Here is a 14,867-nt window from a genome sequence, read left to right on the forward strand (position 1 = left end):
CACCACAAAAAAAGCACCCCAAGTGGGGTGCTTTTTTTGTGCCTGCAGGCCCATCAGTTGCCGGGTGTTGGCTCGTCGTCTGAATCGCCCTTCGCATCTTCAGACGGCAAGCGCACGGCCAACACCTTGTCGATGGCGCGTCCATCCATGTCCACGATCTCCAGCCGCCAGCCTTCCCACTGCACGACATCGGCCACCTTGGGCAAGGTGCCGGTCAGCAGCATGATCATGCCGCTCAGGGTGTGGTAGCGGCCACGCTCTTCTTCGGGCACCTCTTCCAGACCCAAGCGGTCCTTGAGTTCCGGCACCGGAATGTGGCCGTCCAGCAGCCAGCTGCCGTCTTCGCGCTGCACCGCCCAAGAGGTTTCGGGATCTCGTGGCTGGAACTCGCCCGTGATCGCCTCGATCAAGTCCTGCAGCGTGATGATGCCCTGCACCTCACCGTACTCATCAATCACAAAGGCCATGTGCACATCGGACAGCCTGAAGTTGTCCAGCAACTCCATGCCGGTGATGGTCTCGGGCACATACAAAGGCGATTGAAGCGCTTGCTCGCGCAGCGACTGCGACTTGTCCTTCAGGGCGCGAGCCAACCATTGGCGCGCATTGATCACACCCAAGATGTTTTCAATGCCGCCTTGCACCACCGGAAAGCGTGCGTGGTCTGACTCTTCGATGTGGCGTAAGTTATCCTCAAAAGAGTCGTCTACGTCCAAACACACGATGTCTGCACGCGGCACCATGAGCGAACCGATTTGCCGGTCGTCCAAGCGGAACACGTTGCGCACCATGGTGTGCTCGTGCGACTCGATCACACCGGCAGAAGTGCCCTCGACCAGCATGGCGTGGATTTCTTCTTCGGTCACGGGCGTGCCCTTGGTCTCCTTCACACCCATCAGGCGCAACAAGGCGCGGGTGGAAGCCGACAACAAAATCACAAAAGGCTTGGTCGCCAGCGCCAGAAAGTTGATGGGGCGGGCCACCAGGCGGGCAAAGGTCTCAGGGTAAGACTGACCGATGCGCTTGGGCACCAACTCGCCCACCACAATCGAGAAATAGGTGATCGTCAACACCACAATGCCAGTGGCGGCAAAGCTGGCATAAGCATCAGGGACACCCAAAGACATCAGCCACATGGCCATGGGCGCAGCCAAAGCGGCCTCACCCACAATACCGTTCAGCACACCGATGGAGGTGATGCCGATCTGGATGGTGGACAAAAAGCGCGTGGGGTCTTCCCCCAGTTTGACAGCCGCTGCCGCGCCGCTGTCGCCCTCATCGATGAGCTTCTGAAGCCGGGCTTTACGGGCCGTGACCAAGGCAATCTCGGACATGGCAAACACCCCGTTCAGGCAGATGAGGGCAAAAAGTATCGCTATTTCCATACAACGGGCTCGCCTGAGCCCTGAGAGTTGAGAGGCTTACATTGTATGCAAATGCATTTCAGCCCCCCAATGGCCTTGACGGCCTGCGCGCAACATCACTTCAAAAAGTTGGGCCAAGCCCCGATGTTGTGAACCGGCGAAAAACCCTTCTTTTTGAGCAGCATCTTGGCCATGCCACTGCGGGTGCCACTGGCGCAGCCCACCACCACTGGCGCATTGCGTGGAATTTCATCGAGCCGGGCACCCAGTTCCTGCAATGGAATATTGACCGTGCCGGGCGCATTGGCGCTGGCAAATTCAGCCACTGAGCGCACATCCAGCATGGTTGCGCCTTGCTGCTTCAAAGCGGGCAGCATGCCCACCACACGGCGGGCATTCCACCATTTGTAGCCCAACCAAAGGGCCAAGGCCAACATGGGCCAGTAGTTTTTCAAGAATTCCATGCGTCCAAAACCTTCGTGCATCACAACAAGGACCGCCATGGTACCCCGCGCCGAATAAAATCAACGCTCTATTGCACACCTGCCCCGGTGATCCCTGCCGAATCGGCCCAGCCCTTGATGCCAAACGACACCTCTCCTGCCCCCAGCCCCGCTGACTACGCTGGCCACACGCCCATGATGGCCCAGTACCTGGGCATCAAGGCGGAGTTTCCAGACACGCTGGTGTTTTACCGCATGGGCGACTTTTACGAGCTCTTCTTTGGCGACGCCGAAAAAGCCGCAGGCCTGCTCGACATCACCTTGACGCGCCGGGGTCAGTCGGCGGGCCAGCCCGTGCTGATGGCGGGTGTGCCCTTTCATTCGGTCGAGACGTATTTGGCCCGGCTCATCAAGCTGGGCGAGTCGGTCGCTATTTGTGAACAAGTGGGCGATGTGGCTACATCCAAAGGCCCGGTCGAGCGCAAAGTGGTGCGCGTGGTCACCCCCGGCACCCTGACCGACACCGAGCTGCTGTCCGACAAAAGCGAAGCGATCTTGCTGGCCGTACACCAAGCGGGCAAAAACCGCTGCGGCTTGGCGTGGCTGAGCGTCACCCAAGGCGTGGTGCACCTGGCCGAATGCGGCCAAGATGAACTGGCCGACTGGATCGACCGCATCGCGCCCAGCGAACTGCTGGCCAGCGCGGGCATGACGCCCACCTTTGAGCAAAAACTGCGCAGCCTCAAAACCGCTGGTCGGGGCAGCTGGTCTTTTGCCATGCGGCCCGACTTTCAATTTGACGCGGGCTTGGGCCAGCGCAAACTGCTGGAGCAACTGCAGGCCGCGTCACTCGCCGCTTGGAGCGCCGATGCGCTGGCCGACGCGCACGCCGCCGCTGCGGCACTGCTCACTTACGCCGAACACACACAAGGCCGCCGCCTGCCGCATGTGCAGCGGGTGCAGGTGCAGCGCTCGGACGCGCTGATTGACCTGCCCGCCAGCACACGCCGCAATTTGGAGCTGACGCAAACCCTGCGCGGCGAAAGCGCGTCGGATTCGCCCACGCTGTTTGCGTTGCTTGACTCCTGCATGACCGGCATGGGAAGTCGCTTGCTCAAAAGCTGGCTGCTCAACCCACCGCGAGACAGGCAAGTGGCGCAACAACGCCTGCAAGCCCAAGCCGTGTTGCGCGGCGACAGCGGCGCAGGCCCCTGGAGCAGCCTGCGAGAACAGCTCAAAGGCGCCAGCGACGTGGAGCGCATCACCGCCCGCACCGCGCTGCGCCAAGTGCGCCCCCGCGAGCTGGTGGCGCTGCGCCATGCGTTGGCGCGTGCGGCCACCTTGTCTGTGCAACTGCAAGCGCTTCAGCCCGAGCCCAGCACCTTGCTGGCCGGCATGGCCCGCTGGCTCACGCCGCCCACAAACTGCGCCGAGCTGCTGCAAATGGCCCTGCTCGAAGAGCCCGCTGCCCTGGTGCGCGACGGCGGTGTGATCGCCGACGGCCTTGACGCCGAGCTGGACGAGTTGCGTGGCATCCAAACCAACTGCGATGCGTTTTTGCTCGACCTGGAAACCCGCGAAAAAGAGCGCACTGGCATCGCCAACCTGCGCGTGCAGTTCAACAAGGTGCACGGCTTTTACATCGAGGTCACGCAAGGGCAGCTCGACAAAGTACCTGACGACTACCGTCGCCGCCAGACCCTGAAAAACGCCGAGCGCTTCATCACGCCTGAGCTCAAAACATTTGAAGACAAAGCCCTGTCTGCGCAAGAGCGCGCGCTGGCCCGCGAAAAGTGGCTCTACGAAGGCCTGCTCGACCAGCTGCAGCCCTTTGTGCCCGCGCTCACCGCACTGGCGCAGGCCATGGCCAGCCTGGACGTGTTGTGCGCCCTGACCGAGCGCTCTTTGACGCTCAACTGGTGCACGCCCGAGTTCACCAAAGAGCCCTGCATCGAGATTCGCCAAGGCCGCCACCCTGTGGTGGAGGCAAGGCTGGCTCAGATGTCAGGGGCCAGCTTCATCGCCAACGACACGGTGCTGGGCACCAAGCAGCGCCTGCAGATCATCACCGGCCCCAACATGGGCGGTAAATCGACCTACATGCGCCAAGTGGCACTCATCGTGCTCTTGGCCAGCATCGGCAGCCAAGTGCCCGCCAGCCGCTGCCGCCTGGGGCCGATCGACGCCATCCACACCCGCATAGGTGCGGCCGACGACCTGGCCAACGCCCAGTCCACCTTCATGCTGGAGATGACCGAAGCCGCGCAAATTCTGCACAGCGCCACGCCGCACAGCCTGGTGCTGATGGACGAAATCGGGCGCGGCACATCGACCTTTGACGGCTTGGCGCTCGCCAGCGGCATCGCCACGCACCTGCACAACAAAACGCAGGCTTTTGCGCTGTTTGCCACGCACTACTTCGAGCTGACTGAGTTCCCGGCCACCCACACCGCCGCCGTCAACATGCATGTGAGCGCGGCCGAATCGGGCGCGTCGATTGTGTTTTTGCACGAGCTGCAACCTGGACCCGCCAGCAAAAGCTACGGCGTGCAAGTGGCGCGTTTGGCCGGCATGCCCGCGGCTGTGCTCAACCACGCCCGCCATGCGCTCAGCGCCCTGGAAGCCGGGGCCAACGAAAGCCGCCAGCAGGTGGACCTGTTCGCCGCCCCGCCCGAATCCGAAGCCACCGGCCCCAGCCCCATTGAAGTGGCACTGGCGCAAATCAACCCCGATGCGCTCAGCCCACGCGAAGCGCTCGACGCCCTCTATGCCTTGCAGCGCCTGCTGCCCAAACATTAAAGAGCCCCCACATGACTTATTGCGTTGCCGTCAAAACCCGCGCCGGACTGGTGTTCTTGTCTGACTCCCGAACCAATGCGGGCCTGGACCAGATCAGCACCTTCCGCAAAATGATCGTTTACGAAAAAGCGGGCGACCGCTTCATGACCTTGTTGTCGGCGGGCAACCTGAGCATTTCGCAGTCGGTGCGCGAGGTGCTGCAAATCGAAAAACTGGTCGAGCCTGGCCAAGATGAACCCCTGACCATCTGGAACGCCAAGAGCATGTTTGACGCCACCCGCGTGCTGGGCGCTGCCGTGCGCCGCGTGTACGAGCGCGATGCCGCCGCGCTGCGCGCCTCGGGTGTGGAGTTCAACGTATCCATGATCTTCGGCGGCCAGATCGGCGGCGAAGGCATGCGCCTGTTTCAGGTCTATTCGCCCGGCAACTTCATCGAAGCGACCGACGAGACGCCCTACTTCCAGATCGGCGAATCCAAATACGGCAAGCCCGTGCTCGACCGCGTCATCACCCCCGACACCCCGCTGGACGAAGCCGCCAAATGCGCGCTTGTGTCGATGGACTCCACCCTCAAATCCAATCTGTCGGTGGGCTTGCCGCTGGACATGGTGGTGTACCAAGCGGGCAGCTTGCAGACCGACCGCATCATGTGCATCGACGAGCACAACCCCTACTTCAAAATGCTGCGCACCAGCTGGGGCGACAAACTGCGTCAGATGTTCGACAGCATCGAGGACCCGATGTGGAACGGCGGCGCGACCGACATCCCGCTCATGGTGTCCGCGCAGCGCAATGCCTTGCTCAAAAAAATCACCACCCCCGAAGAAAAGCTGATCTGATGGCGCTGGTCCCGCAACGGACTGCGTCCACGAATCGCGGTCAGAGACCGCTCCTACACCCTGCCCCCTCTGCCATGGCATGCCCTCTGTGGGAGCGGTCTCAGACCGCGAAGCGTCCATCGTCCACTGCGATGCTGCACATTTGTCGATGCACAACCAAGAACCTCAACCAGCCATGAAACCCCGCATCATCTTCTCGCACGGCAACAGCTTCCCGGCCAGCACCTACCGGGTGCTGTTTGAGAACCTGCGCCAGCGCGGCTTTGTGGTCGACGCGGTGGAGAAATTCGGCCACGATCCGCAATACCCCGTCACCAACAACTGGCCCCACTTGGTGGAACAACTGGCGGACTTTGCGCGGCACAAGCAAAACCACTACAGCAAGGCTTTTGCAGGCACAACGCAACAAGGTATGGATCGCTTCGTTCCTCGCGATGACGGAGATCTAGGCAAGCGCGATGACTGCCAAAACATCTCTTCCGATAACTGCCAACTCATCACTCCCGACAACTACCAACCCGTCACACCCGACAACTACCAATCCGTCACACCCGACAACTACCAATCCGTCACTCCCGATAACTACCAATCCGACACTCCCGATAACTATCAATCCGTCACTCCCGATAACTATCAATCCGTCACGCCCGATAACTACGACTCCGTCACTGCGAGCGCAGCGCGGCAGTCCATGCCTTGCTCTCCAACAACGCTTGAAACAGCCGATGAACCCGCCTTCCTGGTCGGTCACTCGCTGGGCGGCATCTTGAGCCTCATGTGCGCCGCCCGCCATCCCGAGCTGGCGCGTGGTGTGGTGCTGATCGACTCGCCCGTGCTGGGCGGCTGGCGGGCTACTACGCTGGGTCTGGCCAAGCGCACGCCATTGATTGGGGCTTTGTCACCCGGACGTATCAGCCAAAAACGCCGCCACCACTGGCCCGATGCTCAAGCGGCGATGGAAAGCTTCGCGCACAAAAAATCATTTGCCCGCTGGGACCCGCAAGTGCTGCAGGACTACATTGAGTTCGGCACGCACGACGAAGGAGGCCAGCGCGTGCTCAGCTTCGACCGCGACATTGAAACTGCGATCTACAACAGCCTGCCGCACAAGCTCGACAGCCTGCTCAAGCGCAAACCCCTCAAATGCCCCGCCGCCTTCATCGGCGGCACGCACTCGGCCGAAATGCGCCAAGCCGGCACCGACCTGACGCACCAAGTCGTCAAAGGCCGCATCATGATGCTCGACGGCTCTCACCTCTTCCCCATGGAAAAACCCATCGCCACCGCCGCTGCCATCGAAGCGACTTTGCGCAACCTGGGCGCCTGACCCCTGCCCGGTCAAGCCACCCAGTTCACCGCCCCCGCATAACTGGTGCCCAAAATCACCAATCCAAAAGCGATGCGGTACCAGGCGAACACCACAAAACTGTGGTCGGCCACAAAGCGCAGCAGCCAGCGCACACACACCCAAGCCGACAGGTAAGACACCAACAAACCGACCACAAACATCGGTATGTCGGCCGAGGTCAGGAGCGCATGGTTTTTGTACAGGTCGTAGGCGGCCGCGCCAAACAACATGGGAATAGCCAGAAAGAAACTGAACTCGGTGGCGGCCTTGCGGTTAAAGCCCAGCCACATGGCGCCGATGATCGTGGCGCCCGAGCGGCTCACGCCCGGCACCAAGGCAGCGCACTGAATCAAACCGACTTTCAAAGCATCGGTCCAGCGCACATCGTCCACCTCTTGGATGGGACTGACCGCACCCAAGCGCTGCAAGCGCTCGACACACAAAATCACAAAACCGCCCACGATGAAGCCAAAAGCCACGACCAGGGGCGAGAACAACACGCTTTTGATCACATCGATGAACAAAAACCCGGCCAGCGCTGCTGGAAAAAACCCGATCAACACATTGGCCGTGAAGCGCCGCGCCTGCGGCTGCGTAGGCAAGCCCACCACCGTTTGCCACAAACGCTGCGCATACAGCGACACGATGGCCAAAATCGCCCCGGTCTGAATCACCACCTCAAACAGCTTGGTCTTCTCGCCCGGCATGTCCAGCAGCGAGGCCGCCAAAATCAAATGCCCCGTGGACGACACCGGTAAAAACTCGGTCAAACCCTCCACCACGCCCATCACGGCGGCTTTCAGCAATAACATCAGATCCACAAGCGTTCCCCAAAAATCTGGGGGGATTATCGTCGCTGAGCGGGTGGGGACTGTTCACCCCATCGATCGAAACTCACGCCAAGAGTTGGCGAAAGCGCCCCACAAAGCGCTTGTCAGCCTCGCCACTCGCGACCGCCCAAGGCCTTTCACGCGCCCCGCGTGCAGTTCGTCGCAAACCCGTTGATCCCGCCTGATGCAGCTGCCACAGTGCAGCCACCACAAGAAGTCAGGAGGAAAACCGTGCAACTCACACCCACCATCGCCGTCCACCTGAGCCTGGCGCTCAGCGCCGTCGCCATCGGCCCCTGGGTCCTCTGGGCCCGCATGGGCGCAACCCTTCGCCCACAACTGCACCGTGCCCTGGGCTACGCCTGGGTCACCTGCATGCTGGGGGTCGCGCTCACGGGCTTGTTCATCCGCGACTTCAGGCTGCCCAACCTCTGGGGCTACACGCCCATCCATTTGCTCATTCCGCTGAGCCTGTACAGCCTGTTCCGGGCCTTTAGGTTTTTGGCCCAAGGCAACATCACAGGCCACCGCAAAACCATGCAACAGCTTTATTTCTGGGCTTGCATCGTCACAGGCAGCCTCACCCTGCTGCCCGGGCGCTTTCTGGGCCAACTGATTTGGGGTCGATGGCTGGGTTGATTGAGCCAGGGACTTTGAGACGTGCACCACAAACATAGCCAACGCTCACCAAGCGCGAAGTTGGATGTTTTTGTCGGAGCACAACTCAACCACAACAAAACGCATGAAAGAAACGGCATGAATACACCTCTCCAAACCTTTACCCGCCTGGCTTGCGCCTTCGGCTTGCTGGCCGCCAGCGCCAGCCAGGCGCAAGTCACCTCCGTGGGCATGCGCCAAATCCAGTCGAACGGCATGCCCATCACCTTGGTCTACCCCACAGCGGCAGCGGCCCAAGACGTCACTTACGGCGCGTTCACCGTCCAAATCGCCAGCAACGCAGCGCTTTTGCCCGCCCCTTCATCGGCGGCAAAGGCGAAGCGGGCGCTGATCGTCTTGTCGCACGGCACCGCAGGCAGCGCCCTGCCCGACCACACCCTGGCCGCCACGCTGGCCCGCGCCGGTTTTGTGGTGGCCCAGCCCGAGCACCGGGGGGACAACTGGCAAGACTTCAGCCGCGCTGGCCCCGAGAGCTGGAAAACCCGCCCGCAAGACGTGAGCGAGACCATCGACGCCGTGGCGCGTGACCCGGCGCTGGCCGAGTTGGTGGACACCCGAAGCGTGGGCGTGCACGGCATGTCGGCGGGCGGCGTGACCGGCCTGGTGCTGGCCGGGGCGCAATGGCGCATGCTCGACTTGGTGCAGCACTGCGCACAGCACCAAAGCGAGGACATCGGCTTTTGTCTGAACGGTCTGGGTGGAAAGACCTGGCTCCAACTTCAGCGCAAAACGCAGTTTTTCATGGCGAAGGTTTTGACCGAAAACAACGCCCCCGACAACTTGAAAGTGGTGCACGGCGGCAATGCCAAGACAAACGGCCAAGGCCATGACCCGCGCCCCGACCCCCGTGTGGTAGCCGTCAGCCTGGCCGTACCCATCGGGGCCATCTTCACCCCAGAAAGCCTGGCGCGCATCCGCATCCCCGTCGCTTTGAGCACCGCAGGCAGTGACAGCGTACTGCTGCCCCGCTTTCACAGTCAGCATGTGCTGAAACATTGCACAAGCTGCACCACCCTGTCGGACCACCCGCAATCGGGCCACTTTGACTGGCTCTCGCCCTGGCCTGCCAGCGTGGCCCAAACCGTGGCCGCCACCCAAATGCGCGGGGGCATGCCCAAGCCCGAATTCACCGACGCAGACCGCCAACAAGCCTTCGACCAGATCGCGGTATTCTTCATACAAAAGCTCTGAATCAGCCATGAACACCAACACCCTGCTTGCTTGGCTCCCAGCCCATCACCGCCGCCCTTTGCTGCAGCGCTTGCTGATCGTCTGGGCCGTGGCATTTTTGATCGGCTTGAGCACCTGGATCAGCAGCCGGGCCAGCGGGCACCCCAGCGCCTTCGATGTGTCGCTGGTTTATTCCTACGCCATCTCAACCTTCATTTGGCTGCTGACCGATGTGCCGCGTTTTGCCTTCAAGCGCCTGTTGTGCTCACCCGCGCCCTACTACTGGCCGCCTGCCCTGCCCGCCACGCTCATGCTGTTGGTGGGCATTCCGCTGGGCTTTGTACTGGGCAGTCTGTTAGGCGATGCGTATTCGGGCAATTCCACTTGGGATTTACTTGAACACAACCAAAACCGCTTTTTGGGCCTGATGTTCATCTCACTGGCCATCAGCGTCGCCTTCGTCGCGTATTTCAGCCAACGCGGCAAAGCCGAATCGCTGGCCAACGAGGTTACTCAAGCGCAGCTCATGCTGCTGCAGTCGCAGCTGGAGCCGCACATGCTGTTCAACACCCTGGCGCATTTGCGGGCCTTGATCGGGCAAGACACCGCCCGTGCCCATGCCATGCTTGATCACCTGAACGACTACCTGCGAACCACGCTGCAGGCCACGCGACTGCCGGTGCACCAAGCGCTGCACCCGCTGGGCGACGAATTCTCTCGACTGGGCGATTACCTGAGCCTGATGGCGATCCGCATGGGGCCGCGCATGACGTTTGAGCTGGACTTGCCGCCCAAACTCGAAACCGCAACCGTTCCGCGCTTCATCCTGCAGCCGCTGTTAGAAAACGCCATTCACCACGGGTTGGAGCCCCAAGTCAGCGGCGGCCGCATCGAGGTGCTGGCCCGCGCCGAGGGTGCGCAGCTGCTGCTGACGGTGCGCGACAACGGCAGCGGCATCAGCGAACTGGCGCTGGCCGATGCAGCACGCCCGCTGCAGGCAGACGGCGCACAAGCCGGAACCTCTTGGGGCCTGAGCCATGTGCGCCAGCGCCTGCACACCCTTTATGGCCCACGCGCGGGCATGCACATCAGCCCCTTGCCCATGGGCGGCACCTGTGTGGTGCTGACATTGCCTTTCACAACACACAACCCATGAACATCCCCTACACCGCCCTGATTGCCGAAGACGAGCCCCTACTGGCGCAAACCCTGGCGAATGAACTGCGCGCCTTGTGGCCCAACATCCACATCGCGGCCACCGCAGGCGACGGCCTGAGCGCCGTGCAGCTCGCGCTGCAACACCGACCCGATGTGCTGTTTTTTGACATCCGCATGCCCGGCCAAAGCGGGCTCGAAGCCGCTGCCGAACTGGCAGAAGAGTGGCCCAGCGATACGCCCTTTCCGCTGCTGGTGTTTGTGACCGCCTACGACCAATACGCCATTCAGGCCTTTGAGGCGCAGGCCGTGGACTATGTGCTCAAACCCGTGCGAGCCGAACGACTGCGGCAAACCGTGTCGCGGCTGCAAAACGCCCTGCAGCAACGCGCCCAACACACCCCCACCGCTGACCTGCAACAAGACCCGGTTCTGGCACAACTGCGCGCCCTGCTGAACTTGCGCACCGAAACCACCCACCCCCAGCCCCCCGAGGCCATCTTGCCCCCGTTGCAACTGCTGCAAGCGAGTGTGGGCAAAGCGCTGCGCATGGTGCCTGTGGCAGAGGTGCTGCGCCTGGAAGCCGCCGACAAATACGTGCGCGTGTTCACGCTGGGCGGCAGCGAAGTGCTGCTGCGCACCCCACTCAAAGAACTCATGCAACGGCTCGATGCGCAAATATTCTGGCAAATCCACCGGGGCTCTGTGGTGCGCGCCAGCGCCATCGACAGCGTCACCCGCGACGACACGGGCCGCTTGAGCCTGCGCCTCAAAGGCCATGCCGACACCCTGGCCGTGAGCCGCCTGTACGCCCATTTGTTCAAAGCCATGTGAAGGTGCCGGAGCCCGTGGGCGAAAGGGCATCTGATAGGTCGCTGATCGCAGATCACCTCTGAACAGGTTACGCTCATGCTGTCTGAAAGAGCCTTCAGAAACAGCCATCAACCAACAAGCTCTCCCGCACCGCCCATGCCCACCCCTTCGATCCAAAAAACCGCCCGCCTCGGCGCACTCGCCATCGCCGCCGTGTGGCTGGCCGTGGCTGGGGTGTTGTACCTGGTGTTTGACCAGATCGAGCAAAAGCGCCAGGCCAGCCTCAAGCCCTATGCGCTCAGCTCGGGCGATCTGGTCATTCCGCGCCAGCGCGACGGGCATTTTCATGTCGAGGGCGAAGTCAACCGCCAGCCCGTGCGCTTTTTGGTGGACACCGGGGCCAGCCATGTGAGCGTGAGCCAGGCGCTGGCTACACAAGCTGGGCTGCCTGCGGGCCAGAGCATCACCTTGCACACCGCCAACGGCCAGCGCCCGGGGCAACTGGTGCGCAGCGTGCCCGTGCGGGCGGGGCACCTGGTGCTCAACGACACCAGCGTCACCGTGGGCCTGAGCGGCATGGCACCCGAACAAGCGCTGCTGGGCCAGGCGTTTTTGAAGCACTTTGACGTGGAAATCCGCCGCGACGAGATGGTGCTGCGCCAGCGGCCCTGAAAGCTGTGGAGCTGGGCGCAGGGCTGCGCCCGCTTGTTGATGCCGTCTATGGACAACGGCCTTTTACAACAGCGCCCTCAGGTCTGACCGCTTTCCCATCTCGGCAAATGCTTATGTCGCGGGCAAAGTCGCCAATCTGACCCCTTACCCACCTCGGTAAATGCTTATGCCCCGGGCAAAGCCGCCCAACTGTGAAACGCGGGCTTACTGGGGCGGGTTATGGCGGCGGCGGTGCCTGCGCAAATGCATCACCGCCAAGGCCAACGAAGCCACCTGCAACACCGCACAAAAGAAGAATGGCGCACCAATGCGCCAGTCGCCTTGCGGCAGGTGCGACACCATGGCCAGCAAAGGTGCGCCCATCATGGGGGCCAGCACCGCCATCAGGCTGCTGAGCGCGCTGACCGCACCCATGGTCTGGCCCTGGCTTTTGCTGTCAGCGGCCGAAGAAATCATGCTTTGCACCGAAGCGGTCACTGTGCCACCCAGCAAATTAAAGGCGATCACGGCGTACATCATCCAGCCCTCGGTGGCCGCACCCCACAAGGTGTAGGCGATGACCGAGGACACCAAACCCATGATGGCCAACTTGGGCGGGGCGTAGCGTTTGAGCAAACGGCCCATCAAAACGCCTTGCACCAGCACCGCCACAATGCCCACCACCGCCAAGGACCAGCCATTTTCTTGAGGCCCCCAGCCAAACTTGAAGCTGTTGTAGAGCACCCAAACCGTGTACAGCACAAACTGCGCCAAAGCACTGAAAGCGACCACGCCCACCAGCGGCCCCACCCCCTTCAACTGGCCCAGCTTGCGCAACGAAGTGGCCGGGTTGGCCGAGCGCCAGCTGAAGGCTTTGCGCTGCGCAGGCGGCAGCGACTCGGGCAGCACAAAGTAGCCGTACAAACAGTTCAGCAAAGTCAAACCGCCCGCCACATAAAAAGGCAAATGCAGGTCAATCGCACCCAGCAAACCGCCCATCACCGGCCCCACGATGAAGCCCAGCCCCATCATCGCGCCCAAAAGGCCAAAGCGCTTGGCGCGCTCTTCGGGGGCAGAAATATCGGCCACATAGGCATTGGCAATGGCCGCATTGGCCTGCATCACGCCGCCCAGCGTGCGCACCGCAATCAGGCCCCACAGCGAAGTGCTCAGGGCAGTGCCAAAGAAACTCACCCCCAAACCCATAAAGCCCAGCAGCAAAACGGGCCTGCGGCCATAACGGTCAGACAAAGCCCCCAGCACAGGGGCCGCCAAAAAGTTGGCCAAACCAAAGGCCACGGCCGCCACGCCATACCAATAGGCCTGATCGGCTTGGTTGTCTGAAAAACTGCCCACCAGCGCAGGCAGCACCGGAATGATCACCCCAATGGCCGCCATGTCCAGGAGCACGGCCAACATGATGAAAGGCATGGCAGCCTCTCGGGAACGAAACTTTTCACGCATGGGGTCACTCCGAATGGGATGCTTCACTGGGCTTCAAAGCAGCCCCTGCCAGTTGCTGCAAATGGGCCTGAATGTCGGTAGGCCAGGGCGCGATCAGCGCCTCAAACCGCGAGCGGTCTGCGGCAAACAAGGCGCGAGCCGCTTCTTCAAAACCATCCAGACTGCCCGCCATGGCCGACATGAAACGGTAACTGGCCTCTTGCGACAAACGCCGTTCGTCTTGCGTCTGGCTGTCTTTGCGGGCTTGATCAACCAGCTTGCGCAGCGCCACCGATGCCCCGCCCGGCTGGCCCGACAGCCAAGCCCAGTGGCGCGGCAGCAAAGTCACCTCTCGCGCCACCACACCCAATTTAGGGCGGCCCGGGCCCGACCTGGGTGGTGTGTCCTCTGGCGTGTCGTCTTGTGAGCGGGTGCCCACATCGGTAACCGGGGCCAAAGAATGCGCTTGGGCCAAGAGCTGCAAGACCTCCTCGGCGCTGCCCCGATGGTCAAAGTCAATGGCTTCGCTGGTCTGGGCGTTGAACACCAATATGCGGGCCAATGGCCGCGCTTCGGTGGCCGCCTTGACTTGTAAAGCCACCTCGGCCAATGGGCCTTGTGCCAAACAACGCGGCCCTTCAAAGGCGATGAATTGGCCACTCAACAGGGGCTTGGAAGGATCGGTCAAAAAAGGCTTTCGAAAAATAAGGCCTTATTTTACCCTGATTAAATAAAAATACCCGGATTAAATTAAACCTCAGCCGCTGGCGACAGAACGGCTTGGGGGCGGATGAAAGCGGGCCCAGCAAGAGCCCTGGTCTTGTGCACCGCCCACTTGACCCGCCCTCAGCGGTGGGCTTGGCCCCGCTCAACACGCTCAACACGCTCAACACGCTCCCCGCGTTCCCCGCGCTCGTCACGGTCCTTTCGACCATCCCGGCGGTCATCGCGTCGTTCATCGCGTCGGTCAGCATGGCTGTTTTCGCGGCGATCATGACCCCAACCGTGACGACTTTGTGGGCCAGAGCTCCAAACGGGTGCAGCGCGGTAAACCGGCGGGGCGTAAATCACGCGTGGCGGCGGTGGCGGGGCGTTGATGATCTGAGGATGGGCATGGATCACACGGGGCTGGTGCTGAAACACAGGCACCGGAAAGCCAATTTGCGCCTGCACTGGCCAATGGCCCATTTGCGAAGAAACCACCACCGAGGGCGACACCGCAACCGGATGGGCACAGCCCACCTGCGACAGACCCAACACCAGCCCCCCGAGCACCAAAGCCTTGTGACCCCAAGTTTTGAACATCCGCATTGACATGAGCTTTCCTCGTGAAA

General features: G+C 61.8%; 13 protein-coding genes and 2 pseudogenes. 9 read left to right on the forward strand and 6 right to left on the reverse strand.

All coding sequences use genetic code 11. The features are described 5' to 3' along the window. Nucleotides 1–53: 53 nt before the first annotated feature. Both B9Z50_RS02120 and B9Z50_RS02125 read right to left on the reverse strand, forming a co-directional pair. Nucleotides 54–1,385 carry a hemolysin family protein gene (locus B9Z50_RS02120; protein ID WP_108362031.1) on the reverse strand — a complete coding sequence of 444 codons (1,332 nt, stop codon included), beginning with the start codon at nt 1,383–1,385 and terminating at the stop codon, nt 54–56. Nucleotides 1,386–1,480: 95 nt separating this feature from the next. Continuing rightward, on the reverse strand, nt 1,481–1,867 hold the full coding sequence (locus B9Z50_RS02125) for a rhodanese-like domain-containing protein (protein ID WP_233249716.1): 387 nt from the start codon (nt 1,865–1,867) through the stop codon (nt 1,481–1,483). Nucleotides 1,868–1,945: 78 nt separating this feature from the next. Between B9Z50_RS02125 and mutS the strand changes: the two genes are divergently transcribed. From mutS to B9Z50_RS02145, 4 genes and pseudogenes are all read left to right on the forward strand, one after another. Then, complete coding sequence (gene mutS / locus B9Z50_RS02130) at nt 1,946–4,606, forward strand: DNA mismatch repair protein MutS (protein ID WP_108362507.1); 2,661 nt, start codon at nt 1,946–1,948, stop codon at nt 4,604–4,606. An 11-nt stretch (nt 4,607–4,617) separates the two neighbouring features. After that, complete coding sequence (locus B9Z50_RS02135; RefSeq protein WP_108362032.1) at nt 4,618–5,445, forward strand: proteasome-type protease; 828 nt, start codon at nt 4,618–4,620, stop codon at nt 5,443–5,445. Nucleotides 5,446–5,620: 175 nt separating this feature from the next. After that, nucleotides 5,621–5,833: pseudogene (locus tag B9Z50_RS02140) on the forward strand (alpha/beta hydrolase); the annotation flags it as partial. Between the two features lie 324 nt (nt 5,834–6,157). Next, nucleotides 6,158–6,772: pseudogene (locus B9Z50_RS02145) on the forward strand (alpha/beta fold hydrolase); the annotation flags it as partial. 11 nt (nt 6,773–6,783) lie between these two features. On the opposite strand, the gene B9Z50_RS02150 reads toward B9Z50_RS02145, so the two are convergent. Then, nucleotides 6,784–7,614: an undecaprenyl-diphosphate phosphatase gene (locus B9Z50_RS02150; RefSeq protein ID WP_108362033.1), complete on the reverse strand. Its 831-nt coding sequence runs from the start codon at nt 7,612–7,614 to the stop codon at nt 6,784–6,786. 240 nt (nt 7,615–7,854) lie between these two features. Between B9Z50_RS02150 and B9Z50_RS02155 the strand changes: the two genes are divergently transcribed. The 5 genes from B9Z50_RS02155 to B9Z50_RS02175 all read left to right on the forward strand — a co-directional run bounded on the left by B9Z50_RS02155 (nt 7,855) and on the right by B9Z50_RS02175 (nt 12,111). Beyond that, complete coding sequence (locus tag B9Z50_RS02155; protein WP_108362508.1) at nt 7,855–8,262, forward strand: DUF2306 domain-containing protein; 408 nt, start codon at nt 7,855–7,857, stop codon at nt 8,260–8,262. Between the two features lie 117 nt (nt 8,263–8,379). Beyond that, nucleotides 8,380–9,492: a prolyl oligopeptidase family serine peptidase gene (locus B9Z50_RS02160; protein ID WP_108362034.1), complete on the forward strand. Its 1,113-nt coding sequence runs from the start codon at nt 8,380–8,382 to the stop codon at nt 9,490–9,492. 7 nt (nt 9,493–9,499) lie between these two features. Next, a complete protein-coding gene (locus B9Z50_RS02165) occupies nt 9,500–10,627 on the forward strand; it encodes a sensor histidine kinase (protein WP_108362035.1) in 1,128 nt (375 codons plus the stop codon). Next, nucleotides 10,624–11,460, forward strand: coding sequence for a LytTR family DNA-binding domain-containing protein (locus B9Z50_RS02170; RefSeq protein WP_108362036.1), 837 nt, complete (start codon nt 10,624–10,626; stop codon nt 11,458–11,460). Before B9Z50_RS02165 ends, B9Z50_RS02170 begins: the two co-directional genes overlap by 4 nt. A 135-nt stretch (nt 11,461–11,595) precedes the next feature. Then, nucleotides 11,596–12,111 (forward strand): TIGR02281 family clan AA aspartic protease, encoded by a 516-nt coding sequence (locus B9Z50_RS02175; protein ID WP_158270614.1) that lies wholly within the window; start codon nt 11,596–11,598, stop codon nt 12,109–12,111. Between the two features lie 204 nt (nt 12,112–12,315). Here the strand turns inward: B9Z50_RS02175 and B9Z50_RS02180 are convergent, their stop codons facing one another. The 3 genes from B9Z50_RS02180 to B9Z50_RS02190 form a co-directional block, all read right to left on the reverse strand. Continuing rightward, the gene (locus B9Z50_RS02180) at nt 12,316–13,554 is read right to left on the reverse strand and encodes an MFS transporter (RefSeq protein WP_233249717.1); all 1,239 of its coding nucleotides are present in this window, start codon (nt 13,552–13,554) and stop codon (nt 12,316–12,318) included. Nucleotides 13,555–13,558: 4 nt separating this feature from the next. Beyond that, nucleotides 13,559–14,221: a DUF2239 family protein gene (locus B9Z50_RS02185; RefSeq protein ID WP_233249718.1), complete on the reverse strand. Its 663-nt coding sequence runs from the start codon at nt 14,219–14,221 to the stop codon at nt 13,559–13,561. 158 nt (nt 14,222–14,379) lie between these two features. Continuing rightward, complete coding sequence (locus B9Z50_RS02190) at nt 14,380–14,850, reverse strand: hypothetical protein (protein ID WP_146183142.1); 471 nt, start codon at nt 14,848–14,850, stop codon at nt 14,380–14,382. Between the last annotated feature and the right edge of the window lie 17 nt (nt 14,851–14,867).

Origin of the sequence: Limnohabitans sp. Bal53 (assembly GCF_003063355.1) — a bacterium.
Lineage (GTDB): Bacteria > Pseudomonadota > Gammaproteobacteria > Burkholderiales > Burkholderiaceae_C > Limnohabitans_A.

What these genes read in the sequence shown, in the direction of transcription:
- B9Z50_RS02180 (WP_233249717.1), bottom strand. Translation starts at nt 13,554, where the DNA reads ATGCGTGAAAAGTTTCGTTCCCGAGAGGCTGCCATGCCTTTCATCATG.
- B9Z50_RS02135 (WP_108362032.1), top strand. Translation starts at nt 4,618, where the DNA reads ATGACTTATTGCGTTGCCGTCAAAACCCGCGCCGGACTGGTGTTCTTG.
- B9Z50_RS02165 (WP_108362035.1), top strand. Translation starts at nt 9,500, where the DNA reads ATGAACACCAACACCCTGCTTGCTTGGCTCCCAGCCCATCACCGCCGC.
- B9Z50_RS02170 (WP_108362036.1), top strand. Translation starts at nt 10,624, where the DNA reads ATGAACATCCCCTACACCGCCCTGATTGCCGAAGACGAGCCCCTACTG.
- B9Z50_RS02190 (WP_146183142.1), bottom strand. Translation starts at nt 14,850, where the DNA reads ATGTCAATGCGGATGTTCAAAACTTGGGGTCACAAGGCTTTGGTGCTC.
- B9Z50_RS02160 (WP_108362034.1), top strand. Translation starts at nt 8,380, where the DNA reads ATGAATACACCTCTCCAAACCTTTACCCGCCTGGCTTGCGCCTTCGGC.
- B9Z50_RS02120 (WP_108362031.1), bottom strand. Translation starts at nt 1,385, where the DNA reads ATGGAAATAGCGATACTTTTTGCCCTCATCTGCCTGAACGGGGTGTTT.
- B9Z50_RS02175 (WP_158270614.1), top strand. Translation starts at nt 11,596, where the DNA reads ATGCCCACCCCTTCGATCCAAAAAACCGCCCGCCTCGGCGCACTCGCC.
- B9Z50_RS02125 (WP_233249716.1), bottom strand. Translation starts at nt 1,867, where the DNA reads ATGGCGGTCCTTGTTGTGATGCACGAAGGTTTTGGACGCATGGAATTC.
- mutS (WP_108362507.1), top strand. Translation starts at nt 1,946, where the DNA reads ATGCCAAACGACACCTCTCCTGCCCCCAGCCCCGCTGACTACGCTGGC.